General features: G+C 61.9%; 15 protein-coding genes. 2 read left to right on the top strand and 13 right to left on the bottom strand.

The features are described 5' to 3' along the window. Nucleotides 1-281 precede the first annotated feature (281 nt). The 11 genes from ACYVHT_RS07480 to ACYVHT_RS07430 form a co-directional block, all read right to left on the bottom strand. Complete coding sequence (locus ACYVHT_RS07480) at nt 282-1,466, bottom strand: phosphoribosylformylglycinamidine cyclo-ligase (RefSeq protein ID WP_460549599.1); 1,185 nt, start codon at nt 1,464-1,466, stop codon at nt 282-284. Between the two features lie 161 nt (nt 1,467-1,627). Beyond that, nucleotides 1,628-3,127 (bottom strand): amidophosphoribosyltransferase, encoded by a 1,500-nt coding sequence (gene purF, locus ACYVHT_RS07475; RefSeq protein ID WP_460549596.1) that lies wholly within the window; start codon nt 3,125-3,127, stop codon nt 1,628-1,630. 97 nt (nt 3,128-3,224) lie between these two features. Continuing rightward, entirely contained in the window at nt 3,225-3,875 is a 651-nt protein-coding gene (gene purN, locus ACYVHT_RS07470) for a phosphoribosylglycinamide formyltransferase (RefSeq protein WP_460549593.1), read from the bottom strand. A 23-nt stretch (nt 3,876-3,898) separates the two neighbouring features. Continuing rightward, nucleotides 3,899-5,188, bottom strand: coding sequence for a phosphoribosylamine--glycine ligase (purD, locus tag ACYVHT_RS07465; protein ID WP_460549591.1), 1,290 nt, complete (start codon nt 5,186-5,188; stop codon nt 3,899-3,901). A gap of 30 nt (nt 5,189-5,218) precedes the next feature. Next, complete coding sequence (locus ACYVHT_RS07460) at nt 5,219-5,602, bottom strand: nuclear transport factor 2 family protein (RefSeq protein ID WP_460549588.1); 384 nt, start codon at nt 5,600-5,602, stop codon at nt 5,219-5,221. Between the two features lie 11 nt (nt 5,603-5,613). Beyond that, nucleotides 5,614-6,525, bottom strand: coding sequence for a phosphoribosylaminoimidazolesuccinocarboxamide synthase (locus ACYVHT_RS07455; protein WP_460549586.1), 912 nt, complete (start codon nt 6,523-6,525; stop codon nt 5,614-5,616). A 21-nt stretch (nt 6,526-6,546) separates the two neighbouring features. Continuing rightward, a complete protein-coding gene (locus tag ACYVHT_RS07450; protein ID WP_460549584.1) occupies nt 6,547-7,482 on the bottom strand; it encodes a phosphoribosylformylglycinamidine synthase subunit PurQ in 936 nt (311 codons plus the stop codon). 41 nt (nt 7,483-7,523) lie between these two features. Continuing rightward, nucleotides 7,524-10,625, bottom strand: a complete 3,102-nt coding sequence (locus ACYVHT_RS07445) for a phosphoribosylformylglycinamidine synthase subunit PurL (RefSeq protein ID WP_460549582.1) — start codon at nt 10,623-10,625, stop codon at nt 7,524-7,526. A gap of 54 nt (nt 10,626-10,679) precedes the next feature. After that, on the bottom strand, nt 10,680-11,306 hold the full coding sequence (gene pyrE, locus ACYVHT_RS07440) for a type I phosphoribosyltransferase (RefSeq protein WP_460549579.1): 627 nt from the start codon (nt 11,304-11,306) through the stop codon (nt 10,680-10,682). A gap of 52 nt (nt 11,307-11,358) precedes the next feature. After that, entirely contained in the window at nt 11,359-12,138 is a 780-nt protein-coding gene (gene pyrF / locus ACYVHT_RS07435; protein ID WP_460549577.1) for a beta/alpha barrel domain-containing protein, read from the bottom strand. Between the two features lie 41 nt (nt 12,139-12,179). Next, nucleotides 12,180-13,028 (bottom strand): dihydroorotate dehydrogenase, encoded by an 849-nt coding sequence (locus tag ACYVHT_RS07430; protein WP_460549575.1) that lies wholly within the window; start codon nt 13,026-13,028, stop codon nt 12,180-12,182. Between the two features lie 331 nt (nt 13,029-13,359). On the opposite strand from ACYVHT_RS07430, the gene ACYVHT_RS07425 reads away from it, so the two are divergent. Beyond that, nucleotides 13,360-13,593 (top strand): hypothetical protein, encoded by a 234-nt coding sequence (locus ACYVHT_RS07425; RefSeq protein ID WP_460549572.1) that lies wholly within the window; start codon nt 13,360-13,362, stop codon nt 13,591-13,593. A 180-nt stretch (nt 13,594-13,773) separates the two neighbouring features. On the opposite strand, the gene ACYVHT_RS07420 is transcribed toward ACYVHT_RS07425, so the two are convergent. Then, nucleotides 13,774-14,661: a DNA/RNA non-specific endonuclease gene (locus tag ACYVHT_RS07420; protein ID WP_460549569.1), complete on the bottom strand. Its 888-nt coding sequence runs from the start codon at nt 14,659-14,661 to the stop codon at nt 13,774-13,776. A 221-nt stretch (nt 14,662-14,882) separates the two neighbouring features. Next, a complete protein-coding gene (locus ACYVHT_RS07415; protein ID WP_460549567.1) occupies nt 14,883-17,093 on the bottom strand; it encodes a T9SS type A sorting domain-containing protein in 2,211 nt (736 codons plus the stop codon). Between the two features lie 371 nt (nt 17,094-17,464). On the opposite strand from ACYVHT_RS07415, the gene ACYVHT_RS07410 reads away from it, so the two are divergent. Continuing rightward, complete coding sequence (locus ACYVHT_RS07410; RefSeq protein WP_460549565.1) at nt 17,465-18,823, top strand: sigma-54-dependent transcriptional regulator; 1,359 nt, start codon at nt 17,465-17,467, stop codon at nt 18,821-18,823. Nucleotide 18,824: the final 1 nt, after the last annotated feature.

The following is an 18,824-nucleotide window of genomic DNA, read 5'->3' as shown; positions in this document are numbered from 1 at the left end:
CCGAAAGGCGGACCGGCGCCCTAAGCTACAGCACAAAGCACTACCGATTGCACCATTTCCTGGCGTAGTTGCGCCAATACCAACTCAGGATGGGTCATAACATCTTTCCGATGCCCCCATTCTTATAGTAAGATGCACCATTACACACTGTGACTGTTCCAACAACGACAACCATTTGCACCATAACACAAGCGCGCTGTGCGATAATTCCATATCAGTTGCGCCATAACTCCCGCCGGATGCACCACAACTGCCAGCCGCTGGGCTATGCCTGCCCGCCGCTACGCGTAGCGCAGTTCGCCCGCGCTCACGCGCAGCGTCACGCCGGGCTCGGCGGTGAGGCGGCCGGCTACTTGCGCATCGTAGCCGCTGGCTTGCAGCGAGGCCACTACGGCAGCGGCGCTGGCTTCTTCCGTCACCACCAGCATACCGGTGCCCATGTTCCAGTAGAGGTAGGCCGTTTCGGCGCTGATGTCGCCAATTTCGCAAAGGCGCTGCATGGCGGGCAGGGGCGCAAACAGGTTGTCGAGCACCGCGCCGAGGCCGTTTTTCAGCACCCGCGAGAAGTTGTCGGCCACGCCGCCGCCCGTGATGTGGGCCACGCCGTGCAGCGGCAACCCGGCATCGAGCAGGGCCGAAATGCCGGGCGAATATATGAGCGAGGGCGCGAGCATGGCCTCGCCCCAGGTCTTTGGCGCTGCGCTTAATGAGGAATGAGGAGTGAGGAATGAGGAATTCTCAGTTTTCCCCAATTCTTCATTCTTCATTCCTAATTCTTCATTAAGCGCAGCGTCAGTGCCGTCGTAAGCGGCCTCGTGCCAGTTCTCGCCGAAGAGGCGCGTCAGCGTCTTGCGGGCCAGCGAGTAGCCGTTGGAGCGGAACGAGGGCGAGCGCAGGGCCACCACCGCGTGGCCGGCCTGGGCCGTTTTGCCGCTCAGGGGCTGGGCCAGGCTAGGGTGCAGCACCCCAATGGCCGTGGAGCACCAGTTGAAGTTCATTTTGGCGCCCGGCCAGCCGCCGATGCGGTTGCCCAGCTCCGCGATTTCGCCGCCCGTGATGGCCACCTGAGCGAAGTTGGCGGCATCGTGCAGGCCGCGCATCATCTGGTCCACCACGTCGTAGTCGAGGTGGTTCACGTCGATGATGTTGGAGAGGTTGGTGGGCACGAAGCCGGCGGCGATGAGGTCGTCGGCCGTCATGGCAATGAGGTCGTAGCCGAGGGTATCGTACTTGTTCAGGCGCTCGGCCACTTCAATCTTGGTCCCGATGCCGTCGGAGCTGATGCCGAGGCGCTCCTGGCCGAAGCGGATTTCGTTGGAGAAGCCGCCGTCGAGGTCCTGGGCGGGCTCGCCGGGCTTGCCTGCGCGGTTGGCAAAGGTTTTTTTCGCCCAGCTGTAGGCGTTGCGCGAGGCAGCGTTGCCTTCTTCGATGGAGTAGCCGGCGGGGTTTTCGGGGGTGTTGCTCATCTGGAGAACCTCACCCCCCGGCCCCCTCTCCTTGGGGAGAGGGGGAGCCGAGAAGGCGCGGGTGAGTTTAATTCTTGGTTGGAATGTCTTGATAATTCGTCTGGCTCCCCTCTCCTGGGGAGAGGGGCCGGGGGTGAGGTTCCCCGCGTCAGGCTTAATGCTTAATGCTCCGTCGGCTCGGGCGCTTTGGAGCTTACCGACTTCTTGTCCTTCTTCTTGTCATTGCGGTGGCTGGCGCGCTCCTCCTGAATGTGGCGCAGGTAGTGCGTCACGTCGCCCGTCGGGTACTTGCCCGAGAAGCAGGCGAAGCAGCTGCCGCCGTGGCCGCGCTCCTCCGAAAACAGCTCGTACAAGTCCTGCAAATCCTGGTAAATCACCTTGTCGGCCTCGATGTAGCGGCAGATTTCGTCCTCCGTGTAGTTGGCCGCAATCAGCTCGGTGCTCATGGCCATGTCGATGCCGTAAATGCAGGGCGACACGATGGGCGGGGCGCTCGAAATGAAGTACACTTCGGTGGCGCCGGCCTCGCGCAGCAGCCGCACGATGCGGCGCGAGGTGGTGCCGCGCACGATGCTGTCGTCCACCACGGCCACCTTTTTGCCCTGCACAAACTCCCGAATGGGGTTCAGCTTTTTCTTCACCACGTCCTCGCGCCCGGCCTGGGTGGGCACAATGAAGGAGCGGCCCATGTGGTTGTTTTTCACCAGCGCCCGGCGGTAGGGCACCCCAATGGCCTCGGCCAGCCCGGAGGCCGAGAAGTAGCCCGAGGAGGGCACGTCAATCACCATATCGGGCTTGATGCCGGCATTGACCAGCTTGCGGGCAATGATTTTGCCCAGCCGCACCCGCTCCCGCGCCACCAGCCGGCCGTGAATCACGGAGTCTTCGCGGGCGAAGTAAATCTGCTCGAACACGCAGAAATTCTTCGGCAGCTCGGGCTGGTTTTTGCGGTGCACCTGGTAGTTGTTGTCGATGAAAATGGCCTGGCCGGGGCCCACGTTTTCAATAAACTCGAAGTCCAAGTAGTCGAAGCAGGTGCTTTCCGACACGAAGGCGTAGACCGGCCCAGCCGGCGTGTTGCGGCGCCCCAGCGCCAGCGGCCGAATGCCCAGCGGGTCGGTGAAGGCCAGCAGGCCATGCCCGGCAATGACGGTGATGGTGGCGTAAGCGCCTTCCACCAGCTCCTGCGTCGTCTCCACGGCATCGAAGATGTCCACCACCGAAATATGGTCCAGGTCTTTCACGCGCAGCTCCGAGGCGAAGGTGTACATGATGAGCTCCAGGTCGTTGGTGGTTTTGGGCAGCACGTGGTACTTATCGTGCAGGCGCTTGGCCACGTCGCGGAAGTTGATGACGTTGCCGTTGTGCACCATGGCCAGCCCGAAGGGGTAGCTGGTGGTGAAGGGCTGGGCCAGGTCGGAGTCGTTGGCGCCCTGGGTGGTGTAGCGCACGTGCCCGATGCCGATGTTGCCCTTGAGCTTCTTCACGTGCTTGGGCTTGAACACGTCGTTGACGAGGCCCTGGCCCTTGCAGAGGTGAAACGAGTCGTCGAACGTGGCGATGCCGGCCGCATCCTGCCCGCGGTGCTGCAGGGCGGTGAGGCCAATTATCATGTCGCCTACGACGTTATCGGGACCGTGAAAACCTACTATTCCGCACATGGGGTGGAGGGAATTATGAATTAAAAATTATGAGTTATGAATTGGTGGTCATGAACTAGAAACGACGACTGGCACACGGCGCAGGAGCATTCGTAATTCATAATTTATAATTCATAATTAAGCCCGCGAGGGCATTGGCGTACAACTCGTGCTCCACGGCCAGGCCGCGCCGCTCGACTTCGGCCAGCGTATCGGCCCCGCGCAAATTCACGGTTTGCTGCGCGAGGACGGGGCCGGTATCGAGGCCTTCGTCAACCAGATGCACGGTGATTTTGGTTTCGGGCAGCCGGTTGTCGAACGCCCACTCGTAGGCGTGCAGGCCCTGGTGCTGATGGGTGTCAGCGGGGTGAATGTTGATGATGCGGCCCGCAAACGGCTGAATAAAGGCCGGCGAGAGAATGCGCATGTAGCCCGCCAGCACCACCAAATCGGGCTGGTACTGCTGCAGCAGCTGGGCCGCTTCGGCATCAAATGTTTCGCGCTTGCGGCCTTGGCTGGGCAGCGAGGCCACGGGGCAGCCCTGCTCGGCGGCAAAGGCCAGGCCGGGCGCATCGGGCTTGTTGCTGAACACCACCACCACCTCGGCCAGGTCTTTCAGGATGCCGGTTTTGGTGGCTTCCAGCAGCGCCAGCATGTTGGAGCCCCGGCCCGAAAGCAGGATGGCCAGGCGGGCCCGTCTCCCCTCCTGCCCTTCTCCAAACGAGAGGGCCGACTGCTTGAATTGCTCAAAAGAGGCGAGGAGCTTCATCAGTTTCAGTTGGGCTTCCGGTCTCAATTTACAACGGCAGCGGTTAGCACCGGCGCGGGGCGCTGGGCAATGTCGGGGCGGAAGTAGGCGCCTTCGAACGTGACGCGGGCACAGGCTTCGTAGGCGCGGGCGGTGGCTTCTTCCAAATCCTGGCCGTGGGCCGACAGCACGAGCACCCGGCCGCCGTTGGTGACCAGCTCGCCGGCTTCGTTGCGCTTGGTGGCCCCGTGGAAGGCGCGCACGCCGGCCGGCAGATTGTCGAGGCCGGTGATGGGGAAGCCAGTCGGGAACTTCGGCGCCGGGTAGCCACCCGAGGCCAGCACTACGCCTACGAAGGCGCCGGGGCGCTGCTTCACGCCTTGCTGGGCAAGGGTGCCGTTGAGCGTGGCTTCGATGAGGGTGAGCAGGCTGCTGTCCAGCGCCGGCAGCAGCACTTCGGCTTCGGGGTCGCCGAGGCGCACGTTGTATTCCAGCAGTTTGGGGCCGGTGGGCGTGAGCATGATGCCGAAGTAGAGGAAGCCCCGGAACTCGAACTGCTCGTTTTGCAGCCCGCGCAGGGTGGGGTCCACGATGTCGCGGCGGATGGCGGCCAGCACATTGGCATCGGCGAAGGGCACGGGGCAGTAGGCGCCCATGCCGCCGGTGTTGGGGCCGAGGTCGCCGGCCAGCAGCTGCTTGTGGTCCTGCGAGGTAGCCAGCAGGCGGATGGTGCGGCCGTCCGTCAGGCCGATGATGCTGATTTCGGGGCCGGTCAGCTTCTCTTCGAGCAGGAAGCTGAACCAACCCGAGTAGCTCGTCTGCAGGTCGTCGAAAGCCGCCTCGGCTTCTGCCGGCGACGAGCACACGTACACGCCCTTGCCGGCGGCCAGCCCGTCGTATTTCACCACCACGTGCCCGCCCAGCTCGGCGGCTTTGGCGCGGGCAGCGGCAATGTTGTCGCTCCGGAACGGCCAGGCCTGCGCCGTGGCCACGCCGTGGCGGCGCATGAATTCCTTGCTCCACACCTTCGAGCTTTCCAGCCGCGCCGCCGAGCGGGTCGGGCCGAAAACTTTGATGTCGGAACCGGCAAAGAAGTCGGTGATGCCGGCCGCCAGCGGTGCCTCCGGCCCCACCACAATCAGCCTGGAATCGTGCGCCTGAGCGAAGGCTTTCACCGCCTCAAAATCCAATGGATTGAAGCCCAGCTGGCTGTTGGGGATGCCGGCGTTGCCGGGCAGCACGTGCACGGTGGCCCCGTCGCGGGTCAGCTTTTCGGCCAGGGCGTGCTCGCGGGCACCGGAGCCGAGGAGGAGAAGGGTTTGGGAGTCAGTCAAGGGAGTAAGGGCTTAGGCGGGCGCCGGGAGCTAGCTAATGTCTTCGATGGAAATAATCTGTCCGTTCTCAATCTGAAAAACGGATTTGCCCTGCAGCTGCAAGGTATCGCCCGGCTGCAGGCCGTTGGGGAAAGCAATAGCGGCAACGGCCTTATAGTCAATGGCAACTTCGACCTGCCGGCCGTTCACCTGCCAATCAGTGACGCGCTGCTCACGCTCGGAGAAATACTGCGTGGCTTGCGCTGCCTGCCGACGGAAAGCCTCTTTGCCGTTCGTGGTCAGGCTCACCTCGCCATTGGAAACGTTGCGAAACACCACATCCTCGTGCAAGGGTGCCAGCATGCCGGCTACATCGAAGCGGTTGTACGCGGCGATGTAGGCTTCAACAAGTTGCTTGGGCGCGGTGGTTTCCATTTGGTAATTGGTTAGAGCAAGCCGGCCTGCGCGAGATTGGCCAGCAGGCGGGCGCGCACATCCTCGCTGTCGGCGGTGGGCAGGGGCGCACCGGTGATGCGCTCGTAGATGTCGAGGTAGCGGCGGCTGGCTTCGCTGGTCACCTCGGGCGTGAGGGCGCGGGGGTACTGGCCATCTTCTTTGTTGGCAATCAGCCACTGACGCACGTACTCTTTGTCCATCTGCTCCGCCGACTCGGGGTTGCGGGCGTAGTCCTCGGCGCTCCAGAAGCGCGACGAATCCGGCGTGTGCATCTCGTCGATGAGAATCAACTCGCCGTTCAGCAGGCCGAACTCATATTTGGTATCGACCAGAATGATGCCCTTGGCGGCCAGCAGTTCCGAGCCTGCTTTGAACAGCGCCAGGGATTTTTCCTTCATCTGGTCGTACAGCTCCTGGCTCACCCAACCTTCGCTCACGAGGTTTTCGGGGGTGATTTCGCGGTCCGATTCTTCCTTCGTGGTAGGCGTCACGATGGGTTCGGGAAACTGCTGGTGCTTGGTGAGGCCGTCAGGCACGGCCACGCCCGAGAACGTGCGCTGCCCGGCCTGGTAGCCGCGCCACATCGAACCGGTGAGGTAGTGGCGCACCACCATTTCCACCTTAATGGGCTTTGCCTCCTTCACCAGCATGGCGTTGGCATCCACCAGCTTAATGACGTGGTTTGGGATGATGTCCCGGGTTTTTTCGAACCAGAAATTAGCCAGACCATTCAACACCGCCCCTTTGTAGGGAATGGCCGTTTCCAGCACGCTGTCGAACGCCGAAAGGCGGTCGGTCACGACAATTAGGCGGTCGCCGCTGGGTGCGCGCAGGCTGTCGCGCACTTTGCCGCGGTGCAGCAGCGGAAGTTGGGGAGAAGCGAAGTGGGTGAGAGTGTTCATTTAGCTACGTTTCGGGAGAGCCTAATTTTGGTTGGCGAGTTGCACGGCGGGCACCGTAGCGGCATTCTTTTGGGCAATGTGCGCCACAATATTCTTGAAGATTTGCAGGCCCTCGCCTTCCTCCGAAGCGGCGGGGTTCTGGCGGCGGCGACGGGCCCAGTCGGGGTGGTTGTAGGCGGCCAAAAATGCCTCCGGGTGCGGCATCAGGCCGAACACCTGCCCGGTGGGGTCGGTGAGGCCGGCGCAGTTCAGGTCGGCGCCGTTGGGGTTGAGTGGGTATTGGCTGGTGCCGTCGCCGTTGGCGTCGATGTAGCTCAGGCAGTTCAGCCCGGCCGCTTCGATGGCGGCGCGGGTGGCGTCATTCGGAATGACCAACCGGCCTTCGCCGTGGCGCACGGGCACTTCCAGCTGGTCGATGCCTTTGAGGAAGGGCGTGTTCGAGGCGGGGTTCACGCGGAGCGTCACCCACCGGTCTTCGTAGCGGCCGCTGGCGTTGTGGGTCAGCGTCACTTCGGGCGTCACGTCGCCGCCCAGGTTGGGCAGCAGGCCCAGCTTCACCAGCACCTGGAAGCCGTTGCAGATGCCGAGCACAAACTTGCCGTCGGCAATGAATTGCCGGATGTCGTCGAGCAGCGTGCGGCCGTCGGCGCTGGTCTGGCGGTAGCGCAGCTTGTTGGCCAGCACCACGCCCGAGCCCAAATCGTCGCCGAAGGAGAAGCCGCCGGGGAAGTTCAGGATATCGAAATCGTGGATGCTTACCGCGCCGTGCAGCACCTGGTTGAGGTGCACGATGGTGGCTTCCGCGCCGGCCAGGCGGTAGGCGGCCGCGAATTCTTCCTCGCAGTTAATACCAAAGCCGGTCAGGACCAGCGCCCGCACTGTGCCGGTGGCATTAGCCGCATCGGTTTGTGCCTCCGATTGAACTTTATGTGCTCCTTGAGCCGCGTCTTGTACCATTTCAAAAGTCTTTTGGGCCAACGGAAAAGGGTCTTGTGCTTTTAGAGCGAATTGGAATGGCTGAGGTTATCGTTCGACACCACGCCAAGCAGGTGATTGACAGGCCCGTTGGTCCAGGCGGTGCGCAAAGCAGTGGTATTCGCCGAGATAACCGTTTTGCCCGCGTGGCGCACCGTCAATTCGCCATCCGCCGTCACAATGCCAAGGCGCGTGGCGCGGCTGCCGAGCAGTTGCTCAAACGCCACCACGTCTTCCGGCGCCACCGTGGCCAGGAAGCGCGAGTGCGACTCCGAGAACAGCTGCGTGGCCAGCGGCAGGCCCGTTTCGGGCAGCTCCACCACCGCCCCACAGCCGTAACCAAACGTGGTTTCGGCCAGCGCCACGGCGAGGCCGCCGTCGCTCAGGTCGTGGCAGGATTGAATGAGGCTTTGGTCGTTGGCCTGGCCGATGAGTGTGTAGAGCGCCTTGGCTTTCGCGAAGTCAACTTTCGGCACATTGGCCCCCAGCTGGCCATGCAGGGCATAGAATTCGGAGCCGCCCAGCTCGTCGTGGGTTTCGCCGAGGAGGTACACCACGTCGTCGGCCTGCTTGAAATCGGAGGTGATGGCACGGCGCACGTCTTCCATCTTGGCCGTCATCGAGTAAAGCACAGTGGGCGGCACCGAAATCTTCACGCCGTCGGCCTTGAAGTCGTTTTTCATCGAGTCCTTGCCGCTGGTGAGCGGGATGCAGTAGGCGGCGGTGGCGTCGCGCAGGGCTTCGCACATGCGCACCAGCTTGGCCAGCTTCTGCTTGCCATCGGGGTTGCTGCTGGGGTCGTACACCGAATCGGGCACGCAGAAGTTGTCATTTACCGACCAGAAGATTCCGTCGCCGGGTGTCAGGTTGGGCAGCTTCCCGCCCACCGCAATAATCTGGCGCACCGCCTCATCAAACGAGCCGGCCGACATGTCGTAGGCGTCCAAATCGCCGTAGCGCGGCAGGATGCCGTTGCTCACGGCCACACCTTCCCAGCTCTCGAAGTTGAAGCGCACCACGGCCGCGTCCTGCGGCGCCTGCCCAGTCGCGCCCATCAGCGGCTTCACAATGGTGCGGCCCTTCACCTCGTGGTCGTACTGCCGAATGACCGATTCGCGCGAGCAGATGTTGAGCGAGCCCAGCAGTTGCGTCAGCGTCTCGGTGTAATCGAATGAAGAATGAGGATTGAGGAATGAGGAATTGACCGCCGCCAGGGCTAATTCCTCATTCTTTATTCTTAATTCCTCATTCATTCCGGTCCACTCGGCTTCCAGGATTTTGCGCGGCACGCCCTCATGCAGAAACTCCATGTTCAGCCGCGCCACCGGCGCGCCATCGAAGCGCACGTCCAGGAAACCGTCGGCGGTGAAGTAGCCAATATCGGTCAGCTCCACTTCCATTTCCTGGCCCAGCGCCGTGATTTCGGCCATCTTGCCGGGCTCCACCACCAGCGTAAACCGCTCCTGTGATTCGCTCACGAAAATCTCCCAGGGCCGCAGGCCGGGGTACTTCAGCGGCACGCGCTCCAGTTCCACCACCGCGCCGCCCGAGATGCCGGCCAGCTCGCCCACGGACGATGAGAGGCCGCCCGCGCCGTTGTCGGTGCTGCATTTCAGCAGGCCGCGGCGGGCCGCCAGCAGCAGAAAATCCATCGCCAGCTTTTGAGTGATGGGCGAGCCTATTTGCACGGCCGTGGCGGGCGCGGTTTCATCGAGCTCAATGCTCGAAAACGTCGCGCCGTGGATGCCGTCCTTGCCCACCCGGCCCCCGGCCATGATGATGCGGTCGCCGGCATCAATCTTCTTTTCCCAGGAGTCGAGTCCGGCAAATTGCATGGGCATCACCGCGCCGGTGCCGCAGTACACCAGCGGCTTGCCGGCGTACCGGTCGTCGAACACAATCGCGCCGTTCACCGTGGGCACGCCCGACTTATTACCGCCGTCCTCGATGCCCTTGCGCACGCCTTCCAGAATGCGGCGCGGGTGCAGCTGACCAGTCAGCAGTTGCCCGTCAAATTCCGGGTTGCCGAAGCACAGCACGTTGGTGTTGAACAGCAGCCGCGCGCCCCCGATGCCGGTGGCCAGCGGGTCGCGGTTGTTGCCCAGAATGCCCGTGATGGCCCCGCCGTAGGGGTCGATGGCCGAGGGCGAGTTGTGCGTTTCCACCTTCCACACGAACAGCGAGTCGGGATTGATGCGCACCGCGCCGGCGTTGTCCGAAAACACCTTAATCAGCCAGTCGTTGCCGTTGGCGCGCAGCTGGCGGTCTACTTCCGACGTGGCGTTTTTGATGTAGGTTTTGAACAGCGAGTCAATCTGCTTTTCCTCGCCCGTCTCGGTGTCTTTGTAATTGATAACGGCCGCAAATTCCTTGTGCTTGCAGTGCTCCGACCAGGTCTGGGCAATGATTTCCAGCTCGCAATCCGTCGGGTCGGCAGGCAGGCCAGCGGCTTTCCGCTCAGCCTGCGTCTCAGCGGCGGCGAAGTAGTCGCGCACGGCCCGCATTTCCTCCAGGTTCAGCGCGTAGATATTGTCTTTCGACAGTTGCAGCAGCGCGGCGTCACTCAAACCAGTCAGCGAAACGACTTCGGTAATGGCTTCGGCGCCGCCACCGGGGCGCGGCGTGTAGTCGCGGATGCCGTCGGCCACGCGGCCCACTTCCAGCCAGTTGATGAGCTTGTTGCCGAGCAACTCCTCCGCGATGCGGCGCAGGTCGTCGGCCGGCAGGTCGTTTTCGAGCAGGTAGAGCTTCTTGCTGAAAATGTGCTGGGTGTGCACGTCCAGCGGCTCGTTCAGGATATCGGCCAGCGCATTCTGGGCCGAGGTGCCTTCGTCGTCGGTCACGCCGGGGCGGCGGGCGACAAGGATATAAGTAGCGTAGCCTTCAGCGCCGGTCAGCTCGTTCAGGCGCACGTCGTGCAGCACCGGGTCGGCAAGGCAGCGGGTGGCGAAGTCGCTCAGCTGGGTTTCGCTCAGCGGGTAGCGCACTGTGTAAAGGGCGGCGCTGCGCACGCGGCCAGTGGTCAGGCCGAGGTGACGGGCGGCGGCCTCGGCCACGCGCTGGCCGTCGCCGTCGTGCTGGCCGGGTTTCAGCGTGAGCTGGATGGTGTGGGTGGTGTTTTCCAATTCTGCCAAAATCTAGGTTCCTCCTTTGTCCTCCGTAAATCTCTCCTCGTGCTCCTAAAACGCTTTTTCAGGCCGGCTGCCGGGCTTCACCACCGGCACGCCGGCGGCGCACAGGGGGCAGCTCTCGGGGGCAAAGGTCGCTGCTGCCACCGGAAGGAGCGCAAAATGCGGAAAATCTAATCCCCCTTTTCCGCCGGTCCGGTCAATCAGCGAGGCCACGGCCAGCACTTCGGCGCCCATCGCGCGCAGCACTTTCGCCACTTCCAATGAGCTTTTACCAGTCGTTACCACGTCTTCGGCGATGACAACTTTTTCGCCGGGCTCGATGGTGAAGCCGCGCCGCAGGGTCATCTGCCCGTCGGCGTCGCGTTCGGTGAAGATGCCCGGCACGCGCAGCTGGCGGGCCAGCTCGTAGCCAATCACCACGCCGCCCATGGCGGGGCCCACCACCACGTCCGGCTTCAGGCCCGCCGCTTCAATCTGCACGGCCAGGGCGGCCGCGGCGGGCGCGGCCAAATCGGGCCGGCGCAGGAAGCGGGCGCACTGCACATACGTATCGGAATGCAGGCCCGACGACAGGCGGAAATGGCCACTCAGCAGCGCCTCTTCCTGGCGCAGCAGGTGCTCCAGCGTGGCAGCATCGAAGGCGGCAACTTTAGAGATATCGAATTGATTGGTCATCTTTTGCAGAAAATCTAAGATGCAAAAAGCCGCGGTGAAGCGGCTTTTAAGTTCAGGTGTGGACCGGGCTCGTCACGGCCCGGAATTGGTTGATTTGCGCCATCAGCTCCCGCGCGGCGGCGCCTGCATCGTCGGCTTGCCAGATGCTGCGCGAGGCGTTTATCAGCACGCCACTGCCATCCGCTCGCAGGCCGGCGCGGAGCGTGGCCTCCAGGTCGCCGCCCTGCGCGCCGATGCCCGGCACCAGGAACCATTGCGCCGGGCACGCCGCCCGCACCTTGGCCATGCTGGCGGGCTCGGTAGCGCCCACCACCAGGCCGATGGTCGATTCGGTCAGCTCCTCATCGAGCTGCCGGGCAATCTGCGCGGCACGGTCGCTGAGGGCACCGCCGGTGGTCAGGGTTTCGTCCTGCAAGCCGTATTGCGGCTTGTTGGAGGTTTTCGCCAGCGAAAACACCAGCTTGCCGGGCCGGGCGAAGGGCCGGACGGCGTCGTCGCCCATGTAGGGGTTCACGGTCACCGAATCGGCCCCGATGACGTCGTAGGCGAAGCGGGCGTAGTGCTCGGCGGTGTTGGCGATGTCGCCGAATTTGCCATCCAGAATGACGGGGATGTCGGCCGGGATGCGTTGCACTGTTTGCCGGAGCAGGGCCACTCCGTTTTCACGGCTCAGAAAGAACGCTAGGTTGGGTTTGAAAGCAGCCGCGTAGGCGGCCGTTGCGGCAATTACTTCGTGCAGCCGCTGGGTGGCGGCGGCATCGTCGCCCGTGGGGTCCAGTCCCACGCAAAGCAGGGAGTTGGCCTTTTGAACGCGGGTGAGCAGCTTTTGCATTCGGTACGCTTGGGGGTGGTGAAGAGGGGAAACGACGCTACTTATCGAGATACCGAAGCATTGTGCGCCACTTCCGACGCCAGCCGCGCCGAGAGGCCCGGCGACAGCCATTCGCCGCTGGCCACCTGCACGGCTTGGGCACCTACTTTCAGGTAATCCTCCACATCGCGCAGCGTGAAAATGCCGCCGGTGCCGAAGATGGGCAGCGTCAATTTTTCGTCATTGGCCAGCTCCCACACGCAGCGCAGCGACAGAGGCCGCAGCGCTTCGCCCGAGAGCCCGCCTACTAATGGAGCGGCGTTGGGGTCGGCGGGCAGGTGCAATACTTTGAGGGTATTGGTGGCGGCCAGCGCCGTGGCGCCGCCTTCCTGCGCGCCCAGGGCCAGGCCCCGGATGTGGTCGGGCCACGGCGGCAGCTTCACCACTACGGCCAGGTCGTCGCGCAGCTCATTGCGCACGGCCTCAGTGCCTTCGCGCACGTAGCGGGCCGTCACATCGGAGCCGGAGCCGCCGTGCGGCACCGTGATGTAGACTTCTACCCCGGCAATCTGGTCGCCGGCTTCGCGCTGCAGGTAGCGCGCAATTTTGCGGAAGCCCGGCACGCCGGGCGCGGTGATGCTCACAAATACCGGCACGCCAAAGCGGCGCAGGCGCGGCAGGTGTTCCTGCACCAGCAGCTCCGCGCCTTCGGTGCGGAGGTCGGTGCGGTTGAGCAGGGTTTGGTCGGCCACCTGCAGGATGCCTTCGTCGCCGGGCAGGCCGGCGCGGGGCTCCATGGTCACGGTTTTGGTGAAAATCGCGCCGAGCTGCTCGTAACCTTTGTCGGCAAGGTCCCACGGAGCCGTGGCCAGGCAAACGGAATTCTGTAACGTAATGGCGCCGAGTTTCATAGCTTTTTAACGTGTTTTGGTACTCGGGATAGGGTCTTCAGTGAGTTCGTCAGAATGGGATGACGAGCCAACTGCTTCATGCTTAAACTGAATAAGCACCTCCATTGAGCGGGTGCGAAGTGAGGGTAGCGCAGGCGTTAATAGGCATTACCTGCTGAGGCAATGAGGATTGTTGGTAAAAAGTCAGCGGAAATGGGCCCGAACGGACCGCGCACAAAAAAACCGTTTCGAATTCCGAAACGGTAGCGGGCCAAAAACCAGGAAAACCAAACGAGAAATCGGCAAAACCGATGGGTGCCAAGGCCTTCCGGTCTCGCTGCGGCACGTTCTGATGAACCGTTCCGCACTTCATCAATTGGTTATTGGGCTGAAGCACGATGCAAAATTACGGAATGTTTATGCCAGGCAAATCACTGGTCACATTAAGTTTTTTCTGCGTGTTTTTTTAAGACGTTTTTTCACCGGCGCTTTTGGCCCTAACTCCCTAATCAGCGCACGTTTTGGGGCAGATATCTGGGCTCAAAAAAATCCGGCGTTTTCTAACGCATTGCTCTGCAAGCACTAGCCACCGTAACTTTAACCCTTTATTCCGGTGCTGAAAGCACTTCCCGTGTTTTCAAACCAACAAAAAGCCCCCGAAATACCAGCGTATTTCAGGGGCTTTTTTTAATGAACCCACAGCTTATCCGAAACCAGTATCAGCGGCTTCCCTCAAACGCTGTCAAATTCATAATCTCGGTCAACCTCAGCTTGTGGGGCCGGTATCTACTTTCGACTCGATGGCCGCCTGCACAGTAGTGGAAACGGCCGAGAGGATGTTGTAGCCTGTGGCTTGCTCAATGGCATCCACCGTGGTGCGGTAGCTGCCCCAGCTTGAGCTGATGGACGTGCTGTTGGGCGTGTCGATGGCGATGACACGGGTGCTGCTCGTGACGCGGCTGGCATCGGAGCTGCCCTCGGGCAGTACCACGACGACTTTCCAGCAGCGGGCCGGCACCGTGATTTTACCGCTGGCAATGGTGGTGGCGTAGCCGTTTACACCGGTGCCGCCCGTGCCGTAGCTCCCGCAGATGACGTACAGCTCGTAGCCCTGGCCTACGAGGGTACGCTCGTAGTTTTCCAGGTTGGCCCAGGTTTGCTGGTTGTTGTTGGCGGCCTGGGGCATCATGTTGGTCATGAGGAAGGTGGCCGAGTTGTCGGCCACTGAGCCGGTGCGGTCGGCGCTGGGGCAGTTGTGGCCGCGGTCGAAGCCCGAGCCGGTGTAGCTGCTGCTCGTGGCGTGGAACCACGACGACGGCAGCGTGGCGTCGGACGCGAAATTGTCCTGGCGGGCAGTGCTACCCAGCCAGGCGCTGCTCAGGTGCCAGCTCACCCAGTTCGGCTTGCCCTTGTCGCGGCTGTACGAGAGACTGTACTGGGTTTTGGTCATCAGGTAGTTGTTGGGCGAGTTCGTGGCATCGGTAATGGCCCCGCTGGGGTTGCCCATGGCGAGGTTGTTGTCGCGGGTGGCATCTTGGTTTACCACGGCGGCCGTGGGGTCAGCGGCAGGAGTCACTTGCTCGGTGCGCGAGCAGGAGGCGGCCAGGGCCAGCAGCAGCGCGGCGCTGCTAAGACGGGTAATCGTTCGCTTCATAAATAACGAGAGGGGTGAAAAGATGAATGCGGCCGCAAAATTCCAGAATCGGCATGATGCCAGCACTGCTGCAAGGTTACGCAATTGTTATCAATCCCTTACACTACAGCGCAATAACATTTTGGCTTTGGCTTTATCTCCTCTCGTTCTTATAGCCCTGATACGTAAGCGCCCCTTCTGGCACAGCCAGAAGGGGCGCTTACGTATCAGTTCAGCGCGGCTTATCTACCACTCACCACCAGGCGCTGCGTAGCCAGACGCTGCCCGGCGGCATCGCGCAGCACCACGTGGTAGAGGCCGGGGGCCAGCGTAGGCAGTTGCAGACGGGTAGCGGCAGTGGCCGGCACCGCACTCACCAGCTGGCCCAACTCTGAGTAGGTAAGCACTGTGCTGCCGGCGGCGGGCGGGCTCACATAATTCACCATCACCGTTTGCGCGTCGGCCGTTGGGTTGGGGTACAGCTCCAGCGACGAGGCCAACGTTAGCTTCCCAACCGCCACGGCAACCACCGGCGAAAAGGTTTGCGTGCCGTCCAGGTCCACCTGGCGCAGGCGGTAGTAAAGCGTAGCTGCCCCCTGGGTACCGGCTTCGGCATCGCGCAGCTGGTAGGTGCGGGTGCTGCTACTATTGCCGGCAGCCGTTACCTGGCCCACTGCTTTGTAGGCAGCATCGCCGCCCACCGAGCGTTCTACTACAAAGTGGCTGCTGTTTTTCTCCGAAGCAGTCGCCCAATTCAGTTCGGCTGCCCCGTTCACCCACTTACCGCTGAAGGCGCTGAGCTGCACCGGCAGCGGTGCGATGGTGGTGATGAGGCCGCCGGCCAGGTTGTCGGCGAAGGCCTGATAGACGTTGATATTCACGCCCAGACTCGCCGTGGAGGTGGCGCTGAGCTGCACCGAAGCAAAATTCTGGGTAGTGAGGAAGGCGATTTCCTGCTTGCCGTCCGGCAGCAGGTTCAGCGACAGCACCGATGAGCCGGCGGCGCTTTCGAGCACATTGCCGTCCAGGTCATAGGTAGTCAGGGTCAGGCGGTCGAGCACGCTGGCATCGAGCAGGCCGTTGTTGTTGCTGATAACCATGCCAGCACGGTAGCCAGCCGCACCCGTGCCGTTCAGGTCCACTTTCAGCTCAACGGTGGAAACCGCCCCGAGGGCTACGTTCATCACGGCTTTGGTATTGGGGTCGTTATCAGCGGCCCCCTGGGGAGTGGTCACGCCGCAGCCGCCACAAACCACCCCGCTGGTGTTGGTGGTCGTTTTGGCGGGTGCGGTGGCCGGCGCGAAATCAGAGAGAATGCGCGTAGTGCCCACGAAGGCGCTTGGCTCAACCCCGAAGCCATAATAGATGTTGAGGTTGCTGAGCACGGCCGCCGTATCGAGCTGCTCAATCTGCACCTCATCGAATGGCAGCGTGGTGGCAAAGCTGACCTGGTACTGGCCATTGGGCAGCAGCTTCAGGTCCAGCAAGTTGGCCCCGGTAGCCGACTCCTGCTTGGTCCGCACGCCGTTCACGGTTCGGTACGTCGTGAGCCGAAGCTTGGACAGCACACTCAAATCGAGCAGCCCGGAGCTGCCCAGCATGAAGCCTGCGTAGTAGCCGGCCGGGGCCGTGCGCAGCCCTTCCAGCTTCACGCTCAGCGCTGTGGGGCAATTGACCGAGAGGAAAGTGCCAAAACGGGCATAGTTGGTCAGGTCGGTATCGACGGCATTTTCCGGATTGGTGACATTGGAGTTGGCGCACACGCTGATGAGCGGGTCAATCGGCGTGATGGCCGTGCTGTAGTACGCCGCCAGGTTGCTGCCCGTGAACTTCGACACCAGCCCTCGCACCGGCTGCTGCTGCAGGGCCGATACGCTGTAGGCGTAGTACACATTGAGGGTGTAGCCCAGGGTAGCCGCGCCGGTTATCACCAGCTCCACGGCATTGAACTGCGTAGCGGCCACGAACTCCAGCTGCATGGGCCGGCTGTTGGGCGAGAGCAGCTTCAGGCTCTGCAGCACCGCCGCCGAAACCGGCACGCGCTGCTGCTCCACATTGTCTTTGTAAGTAACCAGCGTATAAGTCCCCAGCGCGCTGATGCCTAACAGGTTTGCTCCCGGGGCTACCACAATGCCGGCGCGGTCGCCAATCTGGCCCGTGGCCGCCAGGCCCAGCTTCAGGCTCAGCGTTGAGCCTAGGCTGAGGCCTTTATATAAGGTGGCGTAATCGGTGAGCGGGCTATTGGCGGCGCGGTCGGCGTTGAGCACACCCTGCCCCGCCGCCAGGCACAAAATAGGATTGCCGCAGGTTGAGCTCGCACCATAAGAATTCGAGGTCGAGTAAGACGTCGTCGGCACGGCGGCGTGGGCGGTGAAGGCCAGCAAAAGCAAAACGGCTGCCAGCCCAATGCGCTGCTTGGCGCTAAATGCAAGGTCGTGTATGGAGGCGTTCATGACAAAGAAGGAAGAATGAGTTAGCTTTTGGAAAGAGGATGTTGCATTTTCTGCAATTCCGTGGCCACTCCGGTTATTTGCCCTTCGTTTGCTAACAATCAGCTACATACACTTTTCCTGCTGTTCTAATTATTTCCCATTCCTGGATTTTATTCCTAAATTGAGAATTAGATGATTTTTCCTCTGCAATCCAACCCGCTTTTTATCTCGTATATCGCCTATTTTACCCTTTTCACTGTCATATAAACAGAATATGTCGTATTTTTGCAATATAATTTTTCCAATAGAAATCCAACAAGTAATTCCTTCCGTTATACTATATTGCCCGTCTTGGGAATTAGAGCTTTCTGCCAGGCTTAACTGTGAACATTATGACTGCTGCGTTACCTTTTAAAATTTTCGTCATTGAGGATAACGAGTGGTATGGGGAACTCCTCATGCACCGGCTAAGTCAGAATCCCAACCACAGTGTTTTTCGATTTACTACCGCCCGTGCCTGCCTGGAGCAGCTGAGCGAGCAGCCCGACTTTATCACCCTTGACTATTCGCTGCCCGATGCCAAGGGCGAAGAAGTACTGCGCCAGATTCGGGAACGGGTGCCGGGCACTGAGGTCATCGTTATTTCGGGGCAGGAAGACGTTCGCACAGCCGTGAATATGCTGCAACAGGGAGCCTACGACTACCTGGTGAAGGACGAAAACACCCTGGACCGCCTCTGGAACATCGTGGGCAAGGTGGAGCAGCAGGCCCGCCTGCGCCGCGAAAACTCGCAGCTGCGCCAGCAGATTGGGGCACGCTACAGTGCCAGCCAGGCCATTCTGGGCGAACACCCGCTCATTCAGGCCGTGCATACGCTCATCGCCAAAGCGGCCCGCACCACCATCACGGTAAGCGTGAGCGGCGAAACCGGCACCGGCAAAGAGCTGGTAGCCAAAGCCATTCATTTTCAATCGACGCGGGCTGCCCTGCCGTTTGTGGCCGTAAACATGGCGGCTATTCCGCGCGAGCTGGTTGAAAGCGAGCTGTTCGGGCACGAGAAGGGGGCCTTCACCGGGGCCGTGGCCCGGCGCGTGGGCCGCCTGGAAGAGGCCAACGGCGGCACCCTGTTTCTGGATGAGATTGCCGACCTCGACCTGAGCCTGCAGGCCAAGCTGCTGCGCGTGCTGCAGGAGCGCGAAGTAACCCGCGTGGGTGGCACCCAGGCCCTGCCGTTTGATGTGCGCCTGATAGTGGCCACGCACCGCGACCTGCTGGCCGAAGTACAGGCTGGCCGCTTCCGCGAAGACCTGTACTATCGCCTGCTGGGCCTGCCCGTGGCACTGCCCCCGCTGCGCCAGCGCGGCACCGATGTGCTGCTGCTGGCCGAAGCCTTCGTGCGCGATTTCTGCAACCTCAACAACATTCCGCTGCGCCAGCTCACCGAAGGGGCGCGGGAGCGACTGCGCGCTCACCCCTTCCCCGGCAATGTGCGCGAGCTCAAAGCCGTGGTCGAGCTGGCCACGGTGCTGGCCGATGGCGAGCAGATTATGGCCGAAGACCTGCCCCTGCGCTCGGCCAGGGCCACGGTGGGGCCGGGCAGCCAGCTGTCGTTGCGCGACCAGACGACGGCCATCGTGCAGAACTGCCTCGACGAAATGAATGGGGATGTGCTGGCCGTGGCGGCGCGGCTCCGCATCGGTAAGTCCACTATCTACCGGATGATACAACAACAGGAGTTGCATATAGGTTAAG

The sequence above is a fragment of the Hymenobacter daeguensis genome (assembly GCF_054780555.1).
Note: the sequence above shows the minus strand (reverse complement) of the source record. Positions and strands in the feature narration are given on the sequence as shown.

What these genes read in the sequence shown, in the direction of transcription:
- ACYVHT_RS07480 (WP_460549599.1), bottom strand. Translation starts at nt 1,466, where the DNA reads ATGAGCAACACCCCCGAAAACCCCGCCGGCTACTCCATCGAAGAAGGC.
- purF (WP_460549596.1), bottom strand. Translation starts at nt 3,127, where the DNA reads ATGTGCGGAATAGTAGGTTTTCACGGTCCCGATAACGTCGTAGGCGAC.
- purN (WP_460549593.1), bottom strand. Translation starts at nt 3,875, where the DNA reads ATGAAGCTCCTCGCCTCTTTTGAGCAATTCAAGCAGTCGGCCCTCTCG.
- ACYVHT_RS07460 (WP_460549588.1), bottom strand. Translation starts at nt 5,602, where the DNA reads ATGGAAACCACCGCGCCCAAGCAACTTGTTGAAGCCTACATCGCCGCG.
- ACYVHT_RS07455 (WP_460549586.1), bottom strand. Translation starts at nt 6,525, where the DNA reads ATGAACACTCTCACCCACTTCGCTTCTCCCCAACTTCCGCTGCTGCAC.
- ACYVHT_RS07450 (WP_460549584.1), bottom strand. Translation starts at nt 7,482, where the DNA reads ATGGTACAAGACGCGGCTCAAGGAGCACATAAAGTTCAATCGGAGGCA.
- pyrE (WP_460549579.1), bottom strand. Translation starts at nt 11,306, where the DNA reads ATGACCAATCAATTCGATATCTCTAAAGTTGCCGCCTTCGATGCTGCC.
- pyrF (WP_460549577.1), bottom strand. Translation starts at nt 12,138, where the DNA reads ATGCAAAAGCTGCTCACCCGCGTTCAAAAGGCCAACTCCCTGCTTTGC.
- ACYVHT_RS07430 (WP_460549575.1), bottom strand. Translation starts at nt 13,028, where the DNA reads ATGAAACTCGGCGCCATTACGTTACAGAATTCCGTTTGCCTGGCCACG.
- ACYVHT_RS07425 (WP_460549572.1), top strand. Translation starts at nt 13,360, where the DNA reads ATGAACCGTTCCGCACTTCATCAATTGGTTATTGGGCTGAAGCACGAT.
- ACYVHT_RS07420 (WP_460549569.1), bottom strand. Translation starts at nt 14,661, where the DNA reads ATGAAGCGAACGATTACCCGTCTTAGCAGCGCCGCGCTGCTGCTGGCC.
- ACYVHT_RS07415 (WP_460549567.1), bottom strand. Translation starts at nt 17,093, where the DNA reads ATGAACGCCTCCATACACGACCTTGCATTTAGCGCCAAGCAGCGCATT.
- ACYVHT_RS07410 (WP_460549565.1), top strand. Translation starts at nt 17,465, where the DNA reads ATGACTGCTGCGTTACCTTTTAAAATTTTCGTCATTGAGGATAACGAG.